18 protein-coding genes and 1 pseudogene are annotated in these 17790 nt (G+C 52.8%); 10 read left to right on the top strand and 9 right to left on the bottom strand.

Annotated elements, in window-relative coordinates:
- Positions 1 to 34: 34 nt before the first annotated feature.
- Together JRI89_09245 and JRI89_09240 are read right to left on the bottom strand one after the other, a co-directional pair.
- On the bottom strand, positions 35 to 1441 hold the full coding sequence (locus tag JRI89_09245) for a putative DNA binding domain-containing protein (protein ID MBW2071429.1): 1407 nt from the start codon (positions 1439 to 1441) through the stop codon (positions 35 to 37).
- 299 nt (positions 1442 to 1740) lie between these two features.
- Positions 1741 to 2286 (bottom strand): annotated as a pseudogene (locus JRI89_09240) (ORF6N domain-containing protein).
- 646 nt (positions 2287 to 2932) lie between these two features.
- Here JRI89_09240 and JRI89_09235 point away from each other — a divergent pair.
- Both JRI89_09235 and JRI89_09230 read left to right on the top strand, forming a co-directional pair.
- Complete coding sequence (locus JRI89_09235) at positions 2933 to 3121, top strand: type II toxin-antitoxin system HicA family toxin (GenBank protein MBW2071428.1); 189 nt, start codon at positions 2933 to 2935, stop codon at positions 3119 to 3121.
- Positions 3118 to 3330, top strand: a complete 213-nt coding sequence (locus tag JRI89_09230; protein ID MBW2071427.1) for a type II toxin-antitoxin system HicB family antitoxin — start codon at positions 3118 to 3120, stop codon at positions 3328 to 3330. Before JRI89_09235 ends, JRI89_09230 begins: the two co-directional genes overlap by 4 nt.
- 336 nt (positions 3331 to 3666) lie before the next feature.
- Here the strand turns inward: JRI89_09230 and JRI89_09225 are convergent, their stop codons facing one another.
- The 5 genes from JRI89_09225 to JRI89_09205 all read right to left on the bottom strand — a co-directional run bounded on the left by JRI89_09225 (position 3667) and on the right by JRI89_09205 (position 6869).
- Entirely contained in the window at positions 3667 to 4446 is a 780-nt protein-coding gene (locus tag JRI89_09225; protein ID MBW2071426.1) for a HipA domain-containing protein, read from the bottom strand.
- A 142-nt stretch (positions 4447 to 4588) separates the two neighbouring features.
- Positions 4589 to 4939, bottom strand: a complete 351-nt coding sequence (locus JRI89_09220; GenBank protein ID MBW2071425.1) for a HipA N-terminal domain-containing protein — start codon at positions 4937 to 4939, stop codon at positions 4589 to 4591.
- Entirely contained in the window at positions 4920 to 5156 is a 237-nt protein-coding gene (locus tag JRI89_09215) for a helix-turn-helix transcriptional regulator (GenBank protein MBW2071424.1), read from the bottom strand. Before JRI89_09215 ends, JRI89_09220 begins: the two co-directional genes overlap by 20 nt.
- 368 nt (positions 5157 to 5524) lie before the next feature.
- Positions 5525 to 6634, bottom strand: coding sequence for a response regulator (locus JRI89_09210; protein MBW2071423.1), 1110 nt, complete (start codon positions 6632 to 6634; stop codon positions 5525 to 5527).
- Between the two features lie 88 nt (positions 6635 to 6722).
- Positions 6723 to 6869: a hypothetical protein gene (locus JRI89_09205; GenBank protein MBW2071422.1), complete on the bottom strand. Its 147-nt coding sequence runs from the start codon at positions 6867 to 6869 to the stop codon at positions 6723 to 6725.
- A 352-nt stretch (positions 6870 to 7221) separates the two neighbouring features.
- On the opposite strand from JRI89_09205, the gene JRI89_09200 reads away from it, so the two are divergent.
- The 4 genes from JRI89_09200 to JRI89_09185 all read left to right on the top strand — a co-directional run bounded on the left by JRI89_09200 (position 7222) and on the right by JRI89_09185 (position 10397).
- On the top strand, positions 7222 to 8397 hold the full coding sequence (locus tag JRI89_09200; protein MBW2071421.1) for an acetyl-CoA C-acetyltransferase: 1176 nt from the start codon (positions 7222 to 7224) through the stop codon (positions 8395 to 8397).
- A gap of 65 nt (positions 8398 to 8462) precedes the next feature.
- The gene (locus tag JRI89_09195) at positions 8463 to 9314 is read left to right on the top strand and encodes a 3-hydroxybutyryl-CoA dehydrogenase (GenBank protein MBW2071420.1); all 852 of its coding nucleotides are present in this window, start codon (positions 8463 to 8465) and stop codon (positions 9312 to 9314) included.
- A gap of 86 nt (positions 9315 to 9400) precedes the next feature.
- Positions 9401 to 9913 carry a GNAT family N-acetyltransferase gene (locus JRI89_09190; protein ID MBW2071419.1) on the top strand — a complete coding sequence of 171 codons (513 nt, stop codon included), beginning with the start codon at positions 9401 to 9403 and terminating at the stop codon, positions 9911 to 9913.
- A complete protein-coding gene (locus tag JRI89_09185) occupies positions 9906 to 10397 on the top strand; it encodes an L-2-amino-thiazoline-4-carboxylic acid hydrolase (protein ID MBW2071418.1) in 492 nt (163 codons plus the stop codon). The genes JRI89_09190 and JRI89_09185 overlap by 8 nt, the downstream gene beginning before the upstream one ends.
- 313 nt (positions 10398 to 10710) lie before the next feature.
- Here the strand turns inward: JRI89_09185 and JRI89_09180 are convergent, their stop codons facing one another.
- Positions 10711 to 11619, bottom strand: a complete 909-nt coding sequence (locus tag JRI89_09180; protein ID MBW2071417.1) for a M28 family peptidase — start codon at positions 11617 to 11619, stop codon at positions 10711 to 10713.
- Positions 11620 to 11896: 277 nt separating this feature from the next.
- Here JRI89_09180 and JRI89_09175 point away from each other — a divergent pair, with 277 nt between their 5' ends.
- Both JRI89_09175 and JRI89_09170 read left to right on the top strand, forming a co-directional pair.
- Positions 11897 to 12394, top strand: coding sequence for a permease (locus tag JRI89_09175; protein MBW2071416.1), 498 nt, complete (start codon positions 11897 to 11899; stop codon positions 12392 to 12394).
- Between the two features lie 204 nt (positions 12395 to 12598).
- Positions 12599 to 13201, top strand: coding sequence for a DUF3786 domain-containing protein (locus tag JRI89_09170; GenBank protein MBW2071415.1), 603 nt, complete (start codon positions 12599 to 12601; stop codon positions 13199 to 13201).
- Between the two features lie 34 nt (positions 13202 to 13235).
- On the opposite strand, the gene JRI89_09165 is transcribed toward JRI89_09170, so the two are convergent.
- Entirely contained in the window at positions 13236 to 14549 is a 1314-nt protein-coding gene (locus JRI89_09165) for a hypothetical protein (GenBank protein MBW2071414.1), read from the bottom strand.
- Positions 14550 to 14891: 342 nt separating this feature from the next.
- Between JRI89_09165 and JRI89_09160 the strand changes: the two genes are divergently transcribed.
- Positions 14892 to 16214 carry a sigma-54-dependent Fis family transcriptional regulator gene (locus JRI89_09160; protein MBW2071413.1) on the top strand — a complete coding sequence of 441 codons (1323 nt, stop codon included), beginning with the start codon at positions 14892 to 14894 and terminating at the stop codon, positions 16212 to 16214.
- An 81-nt stretch (positions 16215 to 16295) separates the two neighbouring features.
- A complete protein-coding gene (locus JRI89_09155; GenBank protein ID MBW2071412.1) occupies positions 16296 to 17465 on the top strand; it encodes a PAS domain-containing protein in 1170 nt (389 codons plus the stop codon).
- Positions 17466 to 17790: the final 325 nt, after the last annotated feature.

Genomic DNA, 17790 nt, shown 5'->3' with positions numbered 1-17790 from the left:
GCTTATTCCAGCTTATTCACCAGCTTATTCCAGCCTATTCCGGAGGCCTCTTCACTAAAAACCAAACCGCACCTCTACCATGCCCCTTTGAATCAATTAGACCAAGTCGTTTTAGGTGGTAGAGGTCATCTCTTACAGTGGCTGACGCGGGAGGATCCTTGAGTGCTTTCATAATGAAGCGTAAAGGCAGATCGTAGCTTCCCGCTAGGATCTGTAGAATCTCTCGTTGCCTTGCCGTCAAATCATGTGCAACCCGATGAGGTGCAATATATTCGCTGGGCAAGAAAAGGACTCCCACCGCTCCTGCTTGCTCAACGAACTCTGGTTCCGGGTGGCCAGCCCTAACACAGAGATCCACGATCGATTGCGTGCCACGGCCCCACCGCTCGACCAGGCCCCGGCGATAGAAGACATCAGCAATTAAGGGATTGCGAGGCCGCGAAGGGTGATCCCGCTTAAGATCCTCAACACGCAAGCCAAAAGGAAGGGAGCCATCGCTCCAAATTTCCAACCTATCATCGTATATGGCTATGCTCACGGCTCCACCAGCGTGCGCATAATCTCTGTGGCAGAAGGCGTTGACAAGTGCCTCACGAAGAGCAGCAGCTGGAAAAAGCGGCTCGTCGATGCGTTCAAACAGCCCCGGTTGAATTCTTCCAGCCACTGGAAGATGTCGCTGAAGGAAAAGCATAGCTTCATCAAGGAGCTGAAAAGCGTGACCTTGGACCTGTCGATTATCGAGAAATTCTGCTTTGTCAATTCCTTTGAAGCGCGCCATTCGAAGCTGGCATTGAGGATACTCTGGCAAAAAGCGCCTTCCAAAAAGCACCACAGCTGCGTTGACTATTTGCCGGTTGACGCTGAGTCCCATTTTTTCGAGGATGTCCCCGATATCTTGGCCTGTGGACTGAGGCAGCCGGCCAGCCGCAACGCCCGCTCGCATGGTTCGCAGAATCTCTTCGTGGTCCAGTTGGCCTATGTCAATCATATCCGCCTGCGCATTTTCCCACCGGTGCCGACTATGAATGCGAGCTAGCAAAAGTTCTTGGTAGCGTTCTTGGGGCATAACTGAGGTCGTTGTCCCAATTCGATAGTATGGACGCCCACTAAGGGTGAATGGCCGTGCTTCCTCTGAAGGCCTCGCTTCCAATACAATCAGCTCAAGCTTGGAATTGGCAATTGGAATGCGGATGGTTGAAACAGGTGCTGGCGGCTCGAACTTTTGAAGCATAGTTGCAATGTCCCTCAGCGTTTTATCTGTAACTTGCTGGCCGACTATTTTTCCTTCGGGCGTGACACCAATGATGACTCTGCCGCCTTCATCATTAAGAAACGCGCAAATCGTTTCTGCGGCGCGACTAAGCTGCCCCGTTGATTTCTTGAACTCGACAGTGCTTGACTCTCCCTCTTTCGCCAAATGCTTGATGTCACTCAGTCTCATACTCGTCTACTCTAATACGGTTCCAGCTTCGGACTCCTCTATACTGCACTTTTGTGACAAATCAGGTCAAAATCGTTCTACTTTCTCGATATCCTGGGCATATTTTCTGGGGGCGTTTCGTAGTTCCACCGCTATCTCTCGCCTGAAAGTTAGTCCCGAGTCCAGGGTCCCGGGTCTTGAGTCCCGAGTCCGAAGTCACCGAAATACCTGGTATGACCCGAGACTCGAAACGTTGGACTCCAGACTTCATTTGAATTTGCTCCCCTTACAGCTGAAAGGTGCACTATGTACCAGGCACATTATGCACCATGGCCAGCACGGCCTTCGCCAACCTGGAAACCGATTTTTCTGGAAGGCTTATCAGCCGGCTTCATCAATTCCCTGATGGCCTCAAAGATCAAGCCAATGTCCTCGTCGTGTTTTTCGAGACGTTTTTCCAGGTCGGCAAGCTTGTGGGCCAGTTCGTCGTTAGATGCTATCATTCTTCTCAAATGCACAAAAGCCCGCATTATCGCTATATTGACCTCAATGGCTCGATCAGAATTCAACACGGATGAGAGCATGGCCACGCCCTGTTCGGTGAAGGCCATAGGCCTGTACCTAGTGCCACCCCAACTTGAGGTGCCAAATTGGCTCCTCAAGTTGTCGAATTCCTCCTTTGTCAGCTCAAATACGAAATCCTCAGGAAATCGCTTTATGTTGCGGCGGACTGCTCGCTTCAACTATTTGGTTTCAACGCCATAAAGCTCCGCTAGATCGCGGTCCAGCAAGACCTTCTCGGCGCGCAAGAAGAAAATCTTCCTGACAATTACCTCCGGTGGAACAAGTGCCTTCTTGTCTCCCATGGTGCTCTCTTCATTTCCTGGTGATCACAATTTCTTGTCTCACGCCTAGGCGCAAAGCGTGCAAAAAAGTCACAGGTTCGCTTCAATTATAGTTAGTGCTCATATCGCTGAGAATGCTCCTCTGCAAACAGCAGAGGAGTTCCCCACCAACAGCGAGCGGAACATGCCGGGGAGACCTCGAGCTGAAAGAAGAAGCTTCCTTCTTCTCCACACTCCTCGCCTCCTCGTCTGCACTCTCCGCGATCCTGTTATCTGGCTGTCCATACTTGCTGACGGCTCTCCTTGCTTTGCGACCCTGGCGGCTTGGCGTGAGACAACCAGGGTCTCAGCCTATCTCATCAAAAAAAGACCCCGTCTCCCTTTTTAGCAGGGGTACGGGGTCAGTCGGCCAGAGATAGAAGATCGTAGATGGTGCCCCTGAATCTCAAGGGAAACTGTCTTTTTGTCTACCAGGAAAATGGTGCAGTTGCAAGCGCTATGACTCCTTGCCCAGAAAATGGGCACGTCCACAAAATTATAACTTTCTCTCAGTTCACAAAGACCATGGGACGCAGTGCATGGAGTTAGAAAAGAAAAAAACTGCTTACCCCTCACCGCCTACTCATGCTATTTGCTTATTAACCTGAAATGTGGCATCATCACCAATGTGAAAGTTAGAGATGTCATCAAAATGATTGAAGAAGATGGCTGGTACCTGAGCAGGACGCGTGGCAGCCATCAACAATATAAACATTCACTCAAGCCTGGCCTGATCACCATCGCTGGTAAACCAAATCACGATCTGGCCAAGGGGACATTGAACAGTATTCTCAAGAAAGCAGGTTTGAAGCAATGAAATATTTAATCGTTATAGAGACAACCGAAACTGGCTACTCAGCTTACTCACCAGATCTCGAGGGGTGTGTGGCCACTGGCACTACCCGCGAAGAGGTGGAGCAGGCTATGCGAGAGGCGATTGAACTCCACCTTGATGGCCTCAAAGATGAGGGCTACCCGATCCCCATGCCACAGAGCTATTCGACTTATGTTGAAGTCATGGCATAACCACTCGCCTCCCTCAAAGCGCCCGAGTCGTAGAAGTCGTGCGCATCGCGGCTGGAAAGGTACCCCCACGTAAGAGCTGGCAGCTCGCAGTCACCCGATTACGGTCTTTCGATTTTAACCAGGCTGTGCCTTTCTCGCTTCTTTTAACCATTCTTCAAACCGTTCAAAGAGTTCAATTCGCTGAGATAAGTTGAGGCACTTCATCAGGGCAGGAACTTCTCCCTAGCAGCATGCTTTGCACCTGCTGGGCAGGTGGGGCAAGCATAAGGCATGGAAATGGAGGCGAAATAGATCAGCCGACTTGCAGCTCTCAGAAATCCTCCTGTATGCAGCCAGTCAGGTAAAGAGCCTGGCCATTCTCTCACGGAAGATTTCAAGAAAGCCCCTCCGAAGATTTGTTTTCAGGAAGCTACCTTTGATCATTGTTTCAATTGTCGATTTGAGATCGTGCAGATGGTCTAGAGAATTCTCAGCCTGTTTCCTCGTAAGACCAAAGTGCTCTGCCAGGCCGAAAAAATCTCTTCCGGAAAGGCGATTCTTCTTGCCTTGGAGGCTGAGACACACCTCTTCTCGCTCCTCGGGCAATAACAGCCTGGAGTTGATGATATCATAGGCCGGTGAGAGCTGATAACCAATCTCCTCGCTGCGAAGAAGAGAAAAATTCTTCAGGTGTGCATCCCCATTGCCCAACACAAAAAACAGGAGTGCTCTTTCAAAAAGCCTTATAAGGTCAAGTCCTGGAACGGAAGAGTGTTCCTTGATAAAGTTCGCAATACTCTCGTAGGATCCATCATACTTGTCTTCTTTTTGCAGGAGCTGCTGAAAATCCTCCTGTTGCAGTTTCGAGCCGTCTGCCGAGCGGTCAAATCTTCGCACCAGATAGGCAAGCCTGCCGTCCATGAGCGGGACAAGGCCATGCGGTGGAACCTCGATTCCATAAGTGGCGGCAATGTTCATGCAAAGGTTCTCATTTTCAGGAATAGACTCAAACCGCCCGACTGGCGGTTTGAGGATGTAGAGCCCTCCCCTTTCCACCACAATTATCTGGTGTTTCCTCCGCTCGTGGATTACGGAGAGTTTTGGCTGGACCCCGGAAATAGACATCTTCCCGACCATTTTTTGAGCCTCTCGGGTCACATCCGCGGTCCCGAACGGTACTTCAGGGGGGTGTGGCGTGCCAAAAAGCTGCCTCGAACACCTGCGATGGTACCCCCTGCCAAGTTCCGAGTCAACCGCCAAAATATGACAAGAAAGGCACTTATTCTTCACGAACGTCTCCATTTTCTTCTGGGAGCACGGTAACTGCTCCTATACAGTCAGCCCCGGTTGCCAGAAGTATCTCAAATGAATTCTCTGGGTCTATTTTCAGAGTGCGGCTGGTAATATCCAGCAGCCAACCCTCAGGAATGAGACCCAGGAAAAAGGGAAACAGAGACTCGCTTTCGTAGGGCTGTTTTCTCAAGGGTAAAGTTAGACTTACAGGCTGGGCATCCTGTGCGGACAGGTATTCCTGATCATAGGTGAAGCGATAGCCGCTCTCCGTCTTTTCCAGAAGGCCGGCTCTCTTGTCCCATAGATAAACTATGCCCTTATTGCTCTTGCTCTTCATGGGTCACAGTCTCTTCTATTCCTGGCCGCCACTCTACCGGGCCGAGAGTTTTGCCAAACAACTGAAGAACCTGGTTCACCTTGTCCATTCTCAAAGTGGGCTTACCTCGCTCCAACTCTCTAATAAATCTCAGTCCAACTCCAGCTCTCCGGGCCAGCTCGGCTTGGCTCAGGCCATGAAGCTTACGCTGCCTTCTTATGAATGTCTGTATATTCATCTTACTATACCCGTTCGGGACGATTCAAATTGTTACTCTGAATATATTATACCCTTTCGGGATCGATAATACATGTTCCGCAAGCAAATATACCCGATGAGGTATAATTTATCCGTCACAAGAGAAAAATAATACCGTTCGGGTATAATGTCAAGCGAATTTTCTTAAGATTATACCCTATCGGGTAAATTAATTGCCTATTTTAGTCTATGAGGCTGTTGCTTGCACTATGGAAATTTTGCCTGAATTTGCTGAAACATGATGACTGCAGGTGCTGTATAGTGACTGGAAAGACTCGCGGTGCGCCCTGGCGGCACCCTCCCTGATTCGCTTGTGGGAAATGCGGTGCGCTCTCCTTTATAACGAAGTTAGCCCAGGGTAAAACCTTTTTCTCTAAACAATCTGACGCACGCCTTTGCCACCTCTGGGTCATAGAGCACGCCGCTGTTTTGCAGTATTTCCTCCAGGGCCCTGTCTATACCCAGAGCCGGTCGATATGGTCGGTGGGAAGCCATGGCCTCAACCACATCAGCCACTGAGATGATGCGAGCCTCGAGAAGAATTTCTTCTCCCTCGAGACCCTGGGGATAACCAGAGCCATTGAGTCTCTCGTGATGCTGGAGAACTATTTCCGCCACCGGCCAGGGAAACTCTATATTTTTCAGAATGTCATAGCCCACCTGAGAATGCGACTTGATCATATTGAATTCAATGTCACTTATCCTGCCTGGTTTGCTGAGAATCTCTGCTGGCACCGAAATCTTGCCAAGATCATGAATAATGGCGGCAATGCGTATGCCATCGAGCTGGCTTTCGGGCAGAGACATCTCCTTGCCAATGGCGTGGGCCAGCTCCGCCACTCGCCGCTGGTGGCCGGCAGTGTAGGGGTCTCTTGTTTCCACGGTAAGGGCCATGGCCTGCACCACCCCTTCCATGGCCTTGCCCAATGTTGCCAGAGCATGATGCAGTTTGGCTTCTCTTTCTCGGAGCTTGGCGGTCCTTTCCTGGACAATCCTCTCCAGATTCTCCCTGTGGAGCCTGCTGTCCATCTCGAGATTCCGCCGACGGAGGGCATTGGATACATTGAAAAGCACGTCATTGTGATCCACCGGCTTGGTCACATACCCGTAGGCGCCTATATCCAGGGCTGTCTTGGCAACTTCCGGGTCATCCACCCCCGTCATGATGACCACGGCAGTATTGGGATGCCTGCGCAGCACGTATCTGGCAAAATCGAGTCCTGACTCACCCGGCATGTTTACATCGCTCAGTATGAGATCAAACCGTTGCTCCTTCAAATAGCCGCGTGCCTCTGCAGCATTGGCAGCAAGAGTACATTGATAGCCGCCCATCTCGAGCAACCGGCCAAACAGAGTACGTACTGGTTTTTCGTCATCCACGATAAGAACGGTGGCCTGCTCCGCCTGTTCTGTTCTATCCAGCTTCAGTGCTCGAGGTTGAACCACTGGTGCCTCCATATCGGAACCCCTGCTGGCCGAGACAGTCTATAGAGGTTGCTGCTCTTCCTTGCTGCAAAGCACACAACTACCCGGCAATCCAGCGACCTCAGCTGCCAGGCAGATTGGCAGCTGTCTGCCACTGCAGCATTGCCTCAACCACCTGGGCAAAAGGGGTGTACCGCAAACATTTCCTGTTGTTTTTCAAGAAGAAAAGGTGGCATATGGGTCCGTCTATCAAGACCATCTCGTCCAAAGGAACTTCCCTGCAACTCTTTTCAAGGTCCAGCACAATCATTGTCGACCACAGGTCATTTGCAAGCCTTGTGCCTTAAAACAGTTTAATTGGCCAGTTGCAGCAAATGAGATTCATGGACCATCATATTCAGCCAAGATCCGAGGCTTACCTGCCTCTGCCACAGAATAGGACCAGCAGACTTCATTGGCCGATTACTTAATGGCAAAGGGCCGCCTGGTTAAGAGCAGCCAGAATGCTCCATAACCTGTTCGGCAGCGCAGCGTCAGCCCGAGAAACTGTTTGATCCTCTGTCGTTTAAAATGTATAGTTCTGCATAATTTGTCTGGGTTTGCTTCGTGAGGAGATGGCCATGCGACAAGCAGTAATCGTAAGTGCAGTGCGGACACCCATTGGCAATTTCCAGGGAAGTCTTGCTTCTGTAGGTGCTACAGACCTGGGGGCTGTGGTCCTCGAGGAGGCCGTACGCAGAGCAGCTATTGCCAAGGAAGAAGTCAACGAGATCAACATGGGCATGGTGCTGCCATGCGGCTATGGACAGAATCCGGCCAGGCAAGCGGCCATCAAGGCTGGCTTTCCCTGGGAGGTGGAATGTCTTACCGTCAACAAGGTGTGCGGCTCTGGGCTCAAGGCGGTTATGCTGGCAGCGCAGGCCATCCAGGTAGGAGACGCCGATGTGGTAGTGGCCGGCGGCATGGAGAGCATGAGCCGCGCCCCGTACTATCTGGAAAAGGCCCGCTCCGGTTACCGTCTTGGTGATGCTGCCCTGCGTGACCACATGGTGCACGATGGCCTCTGGGACATTGTCAACGACTTCCACATGGCAATTTCCAATGAACTCTGCTCCGAAAAATATCAGGTGAGCAGAGAGGAGCAGGACCGCTATGCTGCGGAATCTTACCGGCGGGCCCTTCTGGCTCGCCAGAACGGCATATTTGCCGACGAAATCGTACCGGTGACCGTGGCCCGCTCCAGGAAAGAACCTTTTCTCTTTCAGGATGACGAGTGTGTCAGGGAGTCCTCTTATGAAGATCTCGCCAGGTTAAAGCCTGTGTTCAAGAAAGACGGGGTCACTACTGCCGGCAACGCCTCGATCATCAGCGATGGGGCCGCCGCAGTAGTAGTGATGGCCAGGGAAAAGGCCGAGTCACTCGGCTGCCCTGTCCTCGCCACCATAGGAGCCCAGGCCAGTGCCGGCATCGATATGAAGTACGTCCTGGTAGCGCCGATTATGGCAGTGCCCAAATGCCTGAAAAAGGAGGGCCTCACTCTAGACCAGGTGGACCTTTTTGAAATAAACGAGGCCTTCAGTGGCTCCACTGTTGCGGTGCTGCGGCAACTGGAGCTCGATCCTGCCAGAGTCAATGTGAACGGCGGTAGTGTGGCCCTTGGCCATCCCATCGGGGCCAGCGGCTGCAGGGTGCTGGTGACCCTGCTTCACCAGATGGTCAGAGAGGACAAGAAAACGGGACTCGCTTCTCTCTGTCTCGGCGGGGGCGAAGCTGTAGCAATGGTGGTAAAACGGTAGATATGGTGGAGTTGCTGACCGGCTTACACCAATTGGACATCAGCTAGATATACAGGAGAGCTGCAATGAACATTGAATCTCTTGGTGTGGTGGGAGCAGGACTGATGGGCAGCGGCATCGCCCAGGTGGCAGCCCAGAGCGGCTTGCAGGTGGTGCTGAGCGACATCAGTGAAGAGCTGCTGCAACGGGCACTGGCAAGCATTGACAAGCTGCTCGGGCGAAGTGTCGACAGGGGCAAGATAAGTGCATCAGAAAAAGAGGCGGTGCTGCAGAGAATAAAGCCCACTGTTGAGTTGCAGGAGATGGCCGCCGCTCAATTCATTGTCGAGGCAGCCACTGAGAAGGAGGACATCAAGTTTCAACTTTTTCGAGATCTCGACCGCATCTGCCGACCCGAAACGATTCTGGCCAGCAATACTTCTTCAATCCCCATTGGCCGCATCGCAGCCCATACCGAGCGTCCTGAAAAAGTAATCGGCATGCATTTCATGAACCCGGTTCCGGTGATGAAGCTCGTAGAGGTGATCCGGGCGCTTGCCACCTCAGAGGAAACATTCAGGACTACCTGGGATCTTGCTGTTTTCCTGGGGAAAACTCCGGCCGAAGCCCAGGATTACCCCGGCTTTATTGCCAACCGCATTCTCATGCCCATGATCAACGAGGCAGCCTACTGTCTCTATCATGGGGTCGGCAGCCGTGAAGACATCGATACCGTAATGAAATTGGGAATGAACCATCCCATTGGCCCACTGGCGCTGGCGGATCTCATCGGGCTCGATACCTGTCTGGCAATTATGGAGACTCTCTATCAAGGATTCTCCGACTCCAAATACCGTCCCTGTCCTTTGTTGCGCAAGTATGTTGAGGCTGGCTGGCTTGGACGGAAAACAGGAAAAGGCTTCTACGACTACAGTTAAGTCAGGCTTTATGAGTCTTCCACAACTACTATCAATTCGCCGCCAGGTGCGCTAACCAAAAGATGAGTGTATAGTGGAGAGAACGTTTGATTCGGCCATGCGAGGAAAATGATTTCGAGGCAATTTACCGGATCATAAATGAGGCCGCCCAGGCGTACAAAGGAGCAATCCCTTTAGACTGCTGGCATGAGCCTTATATGTCCAGGCAACAGCTCGCAGAAGAGATCGGCTCCGGCATTGTCTTCTGGGGTTACGAAGAAGATGGTGCGCTCATTGGAGTGATGGGCATCCAACACATCCAGGATGTCACTCTGATTCGGCACGCCTATGTGCGAACCGCTGATCAGAAGCGTGGCATTGGCGGAAGACTCCTTTCACACCTTCGCACCTTGACTTCACGCCCTATCCTGATCGGCACCTGGACCGAGGCTACCTGGGCGATTCGCTTCTATGAGAAACATGGATTTCGATTGGTAGCACCCGCAGAGAAAAGCCGCCTCTTGAAAAAATACTGGTCAATCCCAGATCGACAAATAGAGACCTCTGTGGTCCTTGCGGAAGAGAAGTGGTTTGCTTCCAGTGGAGGTGCAAATGCTTGATTTGACCGAAAAACAGGTTGTTGAATACTTCAAAAGGTGCTATACGGCCGTGGATGGTCTCTGGTTCATGAAGGTTGAAGAGATATACGGATTTGACACTGCCCTGGACATTGATAACGAAGTCTGGAAAGTGATGCCCAAGATTCAGGCTCGCAAGCTCAAGTCCATGACCGGTTTGAGCGGCGGTATGGAATCGCTGGCAAAGTGTCTTACAACCAAGCTTGCTTACGATGGATTCGCCTTTGACAGCGATTACAGTGACGATGGCAATCTCCTGATGATAACCCTGAGACACTGTCCTTGGCATGAGATCATGATCAACTCGGGCAGAGAAGCCCTCTCCGGGCGCGTTGGTACTCGGATATGCACCACCGAATACATGGTCTGGGCCGCCGAGTTCAGCGATCAGATTGAATTCGAGCTGCAAGAACAGATATGTGAAGGTGCAGATTGCTGCAGGCTGTTGTTTCGGGCAATTGGCTGACCAGAGGATCTAAGGTTGCTCGACACCAGCAAGAGAAAGGCCCCCACAGGCGGCAAGTGCTTGAGCAGAGTACGAGGCAATGCCCAACAAGAGCTGGCTCCAGTGTAAAGCAATTCCCTTATGGAAAAACCTACTCCTTTGTGCCTGAAATGCAAGAAACCACTCGCAATCGGCAAGACCTGACAGCGGGTCTTCTGGCGCTGCAGGTCATGCGGTGCAGTATATCCCCTGAGAAAGTTCAAGGATGATGTGGATGAAGCCCTGGAGAGGGAGCTCGCTGACGTTCGTTGTGACAGGTTTTGAGCTGCATATTTCAGGAGCCGACTTCCCTGAAAAAAATCAATAGACTCTTGACCAGTTCAGCCATGAAGCGCAGGTCAAGCTTTTCCATGGTGTCTGAGGGCTGGTGGTAGTGTGGATTGCGGTAGAAGGCCGAATCAGTAATCATTACTGCTGGATACCCCTGGTCCCAGAATGAGGCATGGTCGCTCAGCCGCACCGAGGGCATCACCCACCCCCCGAGCGGCACGGTGAGGCTGATTACCGGCAGCTCATTGTTTTTTTTGAAAGCCCGCCAAAGAGACCTGGTGAGTCCTCTGGAGGTCAAATTGCCCACCAGCCCCACAAAGTTGCCCTGGTCAGGATAGTTCATGAACATGAGAGGAAAGGGATAGCTCTGACACCCCGGTTCCTGGCAGGTGTAGCCCACCATTTCGAGGCAGAGCATGCCGTCGATCTGCTCTCTTCTCTTTCTGGCTGCTTTCGCATACACTCTACTACCCATATACCTGGTGCCATATGCCGGCGGCTCCTCCAGGGCAAAAGAGACAAAGGTCACCTGCAGACTGAGCCTGGCGCTGCTGCTCAAGCGGAGCAGTTCCCTGGCGGTCTCGAGCTGCACGGCAATGGCGCTGGCATTGTCGTCAGCGCCCACGGTGCCCCAGACCGAGTCATAGTGAGCGCCGACGATATAGTGGGCCGCCGGCCTGTCGCCCAGCTGCAGGCGGCAGATCACATTGGCCACCTCGAGGTCGCGGTACTGGTATTGCTCTGTTTCCACAGGGAGCCCCAGGTCCTGATAAAATGAGATGATGTAGTCTCTGGTCCTGGCGAGGTTTTCCGGAAGCCGCACGCTGCGCTCGCCAATGGCCACGGTCAGGGTGTGGAGATGCTGCCGCAGCTGCTCTGCAGTCTCCTCAACATGGATGAGTGTGCTGGCCATCCCAGTCCCGGCTCCCAGGCAGAGTAGAGTTGTGATAAAAGAAAGAAGCAGCAATGGCTCCAGTTTTCTGCGGTTAGGGATGCAGTACAAATGAATTATGCTCCCTGCGGCTTGTTGACCTCAGAGTAATATTTTTTGCATCTTTTGCCAAGCAACCTAGCAAGACTGGCCAGGGGGACCTGGCGACCCGAAGCAAAAAGAGCAGGCCAGGTTCATACCCGGCTCCTTTTGCCGGCCTGTCTGTGAGTAGACAATGAGAGAAAAGCGGAGAATTCAGATGAACGGAGCATTCATTATCATGGCAGTACTCGCTGCCATTCTCGGGGCTATAGCCTTTCAGCGAGATCCTGGGCTGCCGATCCAGGCCCTGCGCTCGGGCGGCGCTCTTCTTGTTCGCATCCTGCCGATTCTCATTCTCGCCTTTTTTGTGGCGGGACTCATGGAGGTGCTCCTGCCGAAAGAGGTGCTCGTCCGCTGGGTGGGCGCAGAAAGCGGCCTCAAGGGACTCTTTGTCGGCACCTTCCTGGGACTGCTAACCCCCGGGGGTCCTCTGGTCCAGTTCCCCATCGTGGCCGCCATGTTCAAAGCAGGAGTGAGCATCGGGCCGCTGATCGCCTACCTGTCTGCCTGGGCCCTGCTCAGCATAAACCGGGTCATTGTCTTTGAAATCCCTATCCTGGGGCTGCACCTCACCGCCACCAGGTTGATCTGCAGCCTGGTCTTCCCGGTAATTATTGGCTATATGTCGAAATTCGTCTTTCGCTGGTTGCAATGAGGCGAAGCGGAACGTGATGAACTGTTTCGACAGTAATGCGGCCGCTAAATCATGATAAGTGACGCCAGCTCTTTTGAACTTGAAGCCGGTGCTTATAAGGGTATTGTCGGAGCGGCCCCGGAGAATGTATTATACCAGAATTGAGCCCAAAGCTGGAAGGAACCCTGGCAGCGCCTTTGCCGCCATGCAGAAGGAGGCCAGTGAATGAGCAAACAATACCTGCAAATTCTGAAGGAGCACCTGGAGCATGCCTGGAGACGCGGTGAGCGTCAGCTCGAAAAAGCCCTGCCGGCAATACGCCGCGAAGGCTGCCTGAAATTTTCGGCCTTTGCCAGCACCTGCCTGCTCTGTCCGGATAAAATTCTTCTCGATGGCGAAGAATTGCTGGGGCCGGAGGGCATCCTCATTGCACTCTACGCCCGTCATGTGGAGCAGAAATTGCCCCAACTCCATCCCCTGCAGTCATTCAAGGAGCTCCCCGGAAGCGCTCCCTACCAGGGAGCCTTCGAGGCGAGAGCTCAGCAGATTCTTGTCCCTCACGTGATTGCCATAGAGCAGCACAAAGAACAACTGGCAAAGCGTTTTTCTGGTCGCCTGAACCCGGACGCCCCGTCCGGCGATTTCTCTTTCACCCTTTATCCCCTGCCCCGCATACCGCTCTATTACATATTCTATCTTCCGGATGACGAGTTTCCTGCTGCAGTCACCTGCCTCTTTGCTGCCGACGCCTGCAGCCATTTGCCAGTCGACGCCCTGGCGGACGTGGCAGAATACACCGCGGTCAGAATCTTCGCTCTCCTGAAATAGTATCAATAGCAAAGGCCCATACGTAATGCCCGTCCTAGTCGTTCAACAGCAGCAATGGTATGGCTGGCGTAGCAGAAGGAGTGAATTCGTCCGCGCCGATGTCGCAGTATTTATAGTAATGATCAGATGTTTCTTCGATCCAGGCCTCGCTGTCCCTGCTGTCTCCTTCGAAGTCTGTGTCTGGAATGAAATGGTAATAGTAAAGCCACATGCCCATGGAGCTGAGGTAAACTTTCTTCCTGAATATGCCTGCATTTCTGCAGGGTGAATTGCCGCGGAGGTGGTAATTGCCGTGAGAAGGAGCCACGAAAAGGGGATCTGTGCTTATATTGTACTCCTCACCGGTCCAGGGGCAGCCATAGGCGTCGGAGAAATCATTATAGTAGGCGTAAAATTTTGCTGTACACCCCTGGGAGAAAGTATGCAGATCACGGCCGTGACCTGAAGCGGCGGCGTTGCCCCAAACAATGTTATTGTAAAGGCTGGCATCACCGTTGCTTGTATCTATGCCGACTCCTCCTGCATACCGGCCGGCTGAATTCCCTGCAATGGTATTATTGTAAAAGGAAATCTTGCCGCACGTATAGGAGTTGGTATCCACAGCTGAATGGACGTCTACGCCGCCGCCATCGTATTCGGCGGCCGTATTGCCGGCAATGATATTATTACTGAAGGTGACAGTGCCCGAATTTCCCTCGAGAGACATGGTCAAGGCGTAAAGCCCACCACCAAGATAATTGGCTGTATTTCCGGTAATAATATTGTCACTGACAAGAATGTTTGCCGATGTTCCCTCATTGACGTGAGAGTAAATATTCACGCCGCCTCCATTCAGGCTGCCGCCTGTGCCGGTATCATTGCCGGTAATAATATTATTGCTGAGGGTAATGTCTCCCGTGTCTCCGACTGCCATGTCCGAACGGGCGTAGATACCCGCACCCAAGGTGCCGCTGCCGTTGCGGATGGTAAAGCCGTCAACGGTGATGCTGCCGCCGGCTGAGTTGTAGAGATGCAGGACCCGGCCGGCGCTCTGACCGTCGAGGACCGTTTTTGCAGGATCAACCTGCCGGCTGCAAAATGTTGCATCGTAGCCACCCTGCAAGGTAATACTGCGCCCCTCGCTGGAGACATATTCAAAATTCCCCTTATAGATCCCTCTAGCTACCATAATGGTATCATCTTCGCCGTTCAGGGCGGCAGCACTCAGGTGATTCTGGAGCTCCGTAGCATCACTGGCATAAAAATTAGCACCCCATGAGGCACCAGCCAGCATGAAGACAGGGACGAGGGCAAGAACAGCGGCAAACTGATATCTGGCTGGGATACGGCTTGAAGATGTGCCTCTCATGTGCTTACTCCTGTTGTTTGGTTGAGTGGAACTCCAGCCATGTTCAGTAAAAATGGCATCTGGATGACACCTTTTGTAAATTTTGTAATATGTTAACAACTAAGTACAGCAGTCCCAGGCTGGCTGTCAAGCTGATAATGATAATTTATCAAGTATTTCTAGCAAGATAATGCCTCGGTCATTCTGTAGACCTTCAATAATAAGTATGCGCCGCTGCAGCCAAGCACAGTTATTTTGTGTTATGATCTGTGTTCAGAAAAAAAACAGCAAGGAGAAACCTCTGTGGCACGGACCAGCATCTTGCTCGTGGAAGACGACGATTCTCTGCGGTTCACTCAGCAGATGTACCTGCAAAGGCAAGGCTTTGAGGTGACCGCAGTTCCCAGCGGTACTGAGGCAATGCATCTGGTGCGCACCAGGAACTACCAGGTGGTGGTCACCGATCTTCGTCTGGGCAAGGTAGACGGCTTGCAAATTCTCCGTTCTGTGAAGAAGCGCACCCCGGAAACCGAGGTAATCCTTATAACGGGCTTCGGCTCTGTGGACACGGCAGTGCAGGCAATGAAGGTGGGGGCCTACGACTATCTCACCAAACCGGTGGATCCGGAGGACCTGGTCTTGACTTTGAAAAAGGCCCTCGAGCGACGCCGACTGCGGCGGCAGGTGGCTGTTCTCCAGCGAGAGGTGCTCCGTGAAGCCGGGCTTTCTCACATTGTGGCAGAAAGTGAGGAGATGCGCCGGGTCATGACCAGTAGTCGGCGAGTCGCCGGCAACGATGCCACTGTATTGCTGGAGGGTGAAAGCGGCACCGGCAAGGAACTCATTGCCAAGTATATTCACCATAATAGCGGCAGGGCTTCCGGGCCTTTTATAGCGGTCAACTGCGGCGCTCTTACGGAAAACCTGTTGGAAAGCGAACTCTTCGGCCATGTGAAAGGCTCCTTTACCGGTGCTGTTGCCGATAAAAAGGGACTGTTTCAGGCGGCAGACGGCGGAACTCTATTCCTGGATGAAATCGGGGAAACGAGTCCGACTTTTCAGGTGAAGCTGCTCAGAGTTCTCCAGGACAGCTGCGTGCGGCCGGTGGGCGGCACCACGGAGTACAGGGTGGACGTCCGCATTATTGCCGCCAGCAACAAGGACCTCGAGAAGCTGGTGGAGCAGGGCCGTTTCCGGCAGGATCTCTATTATCGTCTGAAAGTAGTTCCCATCTACCTGCCTCCCCTGCGGCACAGACCGGTCGACATTCGCCCCCTGGCAGAGCACTTCATCAGTCGCTATGCCGATCGCATGGGGCGAAATCGGCCTCATCTGTCACGTCAGGCTCTAGGCAAGATGCAGGCCTATTCCTGGCCTGGAAACGTCCGGGAACTGGAAAACACCATTGAACGGACCCTGATCTTTTTGCAGGACAGGGAAATAAGGGCAGACGATCTCCCCCTGGAGACGGCACACAGCACTACTCCTGCCCCAGGTGAAGAAGAACGCGGCGCCGATTTGACCCTGAAAGATGTTGAAAAACGGCACATCAAGCGGGTCCTGGAGCTCTGTGAGTGGAATCAGAGGCAGGCGGCCCGCACTCTCGGCATCGGCTACAATACCCTGTGGCGCAAGATGAAAAGATACCGCATTGCCAGACCACAATCGGCAGGCGGGCGGCAGTAGTAAGAGATGGAGCGGGCGCCTGGTGAGTCACAGATGGCCCGACATATGGGATGATTTCTCCCCAGTGCAGGGAGCTTTGCCATGACAGATAACACTTCCCTGAAACAGCTGGAACTCGAGCGCGATCGGCTGCGCACTATTTTCGAGAATCTCATGGACGGCGTGTTCATTGCCGACCGGAACTTTATTATCGAGTACATGAACCGCGACCTCAGGTACGAATTCGGCGATGGAATGGGCAAGCCGTGCCATGAGTTTTTTGGACTGTCTCCCACGAACTGTTTGCATTGTTACGAGGGCATGAGTGCTTTTGGTCCTCCCCAGAGGCTGGAATGGAGTTCGCTGCTCACGGGCCGCACCTATGACATGCTGGTATCGCCTCTACCCAACCCGGACGGCACAACTTCCAGGCTCCACATTCTCCGTGATGTGACTGAACAGAAAAGAATGGAAGCCAGACTGCTGGATTACTCTGAAGCGCTGGAAAAAAGAATAACAGAGCAGGCCGAGGCTCTCAGGCGGCAGGAACACATGGCCCTGCTGGGGCAGATAGCCGCAGGCCTGGCTCATGAGATCAGGACGCCACTGGGTGCCCTGCTCACCGGCATCAAGCTTCTGGAAAAAAGTGAAGAGCAGAATCCTGAACGGCGGCACATATTGACGCTGCTTCGCCAAGAAACCCTGCGGCTGAAAGAAAAGCTCTCGCAGTTTCTCAACTATGCCAGCCCCAGGGAGCCAAAGCTGAGTCTTGGCAGTGTGCCCGACTTGATCGAGGACGCTGTTTCTTTGCTGGACAAAGACCCGGAGCTCAGGGGAGAGGTCAGCATCAGACACGAAGCAGCACCTGAACAGGAGAAAGTCGCTTTCGATCCCTCCATGTTGAAGGAGGCAATCCTTAACGTTGCTGTCAACAGTCTGCAGGCTCTGGCGGGCCAGGGGGAATTGCAGATCCGCAGCTTCCAGGCCCAGGAGCGCCAGTGGATACAGATATCCGACACTGGTCCCGGCATCAACCCGCAGGACCTGGAAAAGGTGTTTCAGCCATTCTTCACCCGAAAACGGGCCGGCAGCGGCCTCGGTCTTGCCATCGCCCTGAGGATTATGGAAGAGCACGGCGGCACAATTAATGCCAGAAGTATTCCCGGCCAGGGGGCTACCTTTACCATTTCCTGGCCAATCAAAACGGCTACCCCTTCGAATGCCCAATTGCCAGCAGCAACCCAGTCCAGCTCCCGAGAACAAGCCAGCTGAAAAACCTGCCAAGCAGCCATTGCTTTGCTGCCCGGCAATCTCTACAGACCTCCTGCACTGCTCCAAAAGGGAATAGTGCTATTCCAGATTGGAATAGCAAGGTCCTGGCTGCATTACGCTTCTCTTTTCTTAACTTACTGAAATTATCTATTTTTTTGGTTCTGAATTGATTGGCATACTTCCTGCGGCTCAGATTATTCATCGTGGGCGAACTGGACTTTGTCAGCAAACAATGGCACTCCTGCTGTCAGGCAGGAAGAACTCTTTATAAAGGAGAGCACCTATGGCGGAAGAGGCAAAGAAAGAGGTAGTGAAGAAGAAGAAG

The sequence above is a fragment of the Deltaproteobacteria bacterium genome (genome assembly GCA_019309045.1).
In the GTDB taxonomy this organism is placed as follows: Bacteria; Desulfobacterota; Syntrophobacteria; order BM002; family BM002; genus JAFDGZ01.
The sequence above is the reverse complement of the archived record's forward strand: the minus strand, read 5'-3'. Positions and strand labels throughout refer to the sequence as shown.

Bases quoted from the DNA above. Each gene is read 5' to 3' on its own strand.
- JRI89_09245 (MBW2071429.1), bottom strand. From the start codon at position 1,441: ATGAGACTGAGTGACATCAAGCATTTGGCGAAAGAGGGAGAGTCAAGC.
- JRI89_09230 (MBW2071427.1), top strand. From the start codon at position 3,118: ATGAAATATTTAATCGTTATAGAGACAACCGAAACTGGCTACTCAGCT.
- JRI89_09225 (MBW2071426.1), bottom strand. From the start codon at position 4,446: ATGGTCGGGAAGATGTCTATTTCCGGGGTCCAGCCAAAACTCTCCGTA.
- JRI89_09220 (MBW2071425.1), bottom strand. From the start codon at position 4,939: ATGAAGAGCAAGAGCAATAAGGGCATAGTTTATCTATGGGACAAGAGA.
- JRI89_09215 (MBW2071424.1), bottom strand. From the start codon at position 5,156: ATGAATATACAGACATTCATAAGAAGGCAGCGTAAGCTTCATGGCCTG.
- JRI89_09210 (MBW2071423.1), bottom strand. From the start codon at position 6,634: ATGGAGGCACCAGTGGTTCAACCTCGAGCACTGAAGCTGGATAGAACA.
- JRI89_09200 (MBW2071421.1), top strand. From the start codon at position 7,222: ATGCGACAAGCAGTAATCGTAAGTGCAGTGCGGACACCCATTGGCAAT.
- JRI89_09195 (MBW2071420.1), top strand. From the start codon at position 8,463: ATGAACATTGAATCTCTTGGTGTGGTGGGAGCAGGACTGATGGGCAGC.
- JRI89_09185 (MBW2071418.1), top strand. From the start codon at position 9,906: ATGCTTGATTTGACCGAAAAACAGGTTGTTGAATACTTCAAAAGGTGC.
- JRI89_09180 (MBW2071417.1), bottom strand. From the start codon at position 11,619: ATGGCCAGCACACTCATCCATGTTGAGGAGACTGCAGAGCAGCTGCGG.
- JRI89_09175 (MBW2071416.1), top strand. From the start codon at position 11,897: ATGAACGGAGCATTCATTATCATGGCAGTACTCGCTGCCATTCTCGGG.
- JRI89_09170 (MBW2071415.1), top strand. From the start codon at position 12,599: ATGAGCAAACAATACCTGCAAATTCTGAAGGAGCACCTGGAGCATGCC.
- JRI89_09165 (MBW2071414.1), bottom strand. From the start codon at position 14,549: ATGAGAGGCACATCTTCAAGCCGTATCCCAGCCAGATATCAGTTTGCC.
- JRI89_09160 (MBW2071413.1), top strand. From the start codon at position 14,892: ATGTACCTGCAAAGGCAAGGCTTTGAGGTGACCGCAGTTCCCAGCGGT.
- JRI89_09155 (MBW2071412.1), top strand. From the start codon at position 16,296: ATGACAGATAACACTTCCCTGAAACAGCTGGAACTCGAGCGCGATCGG.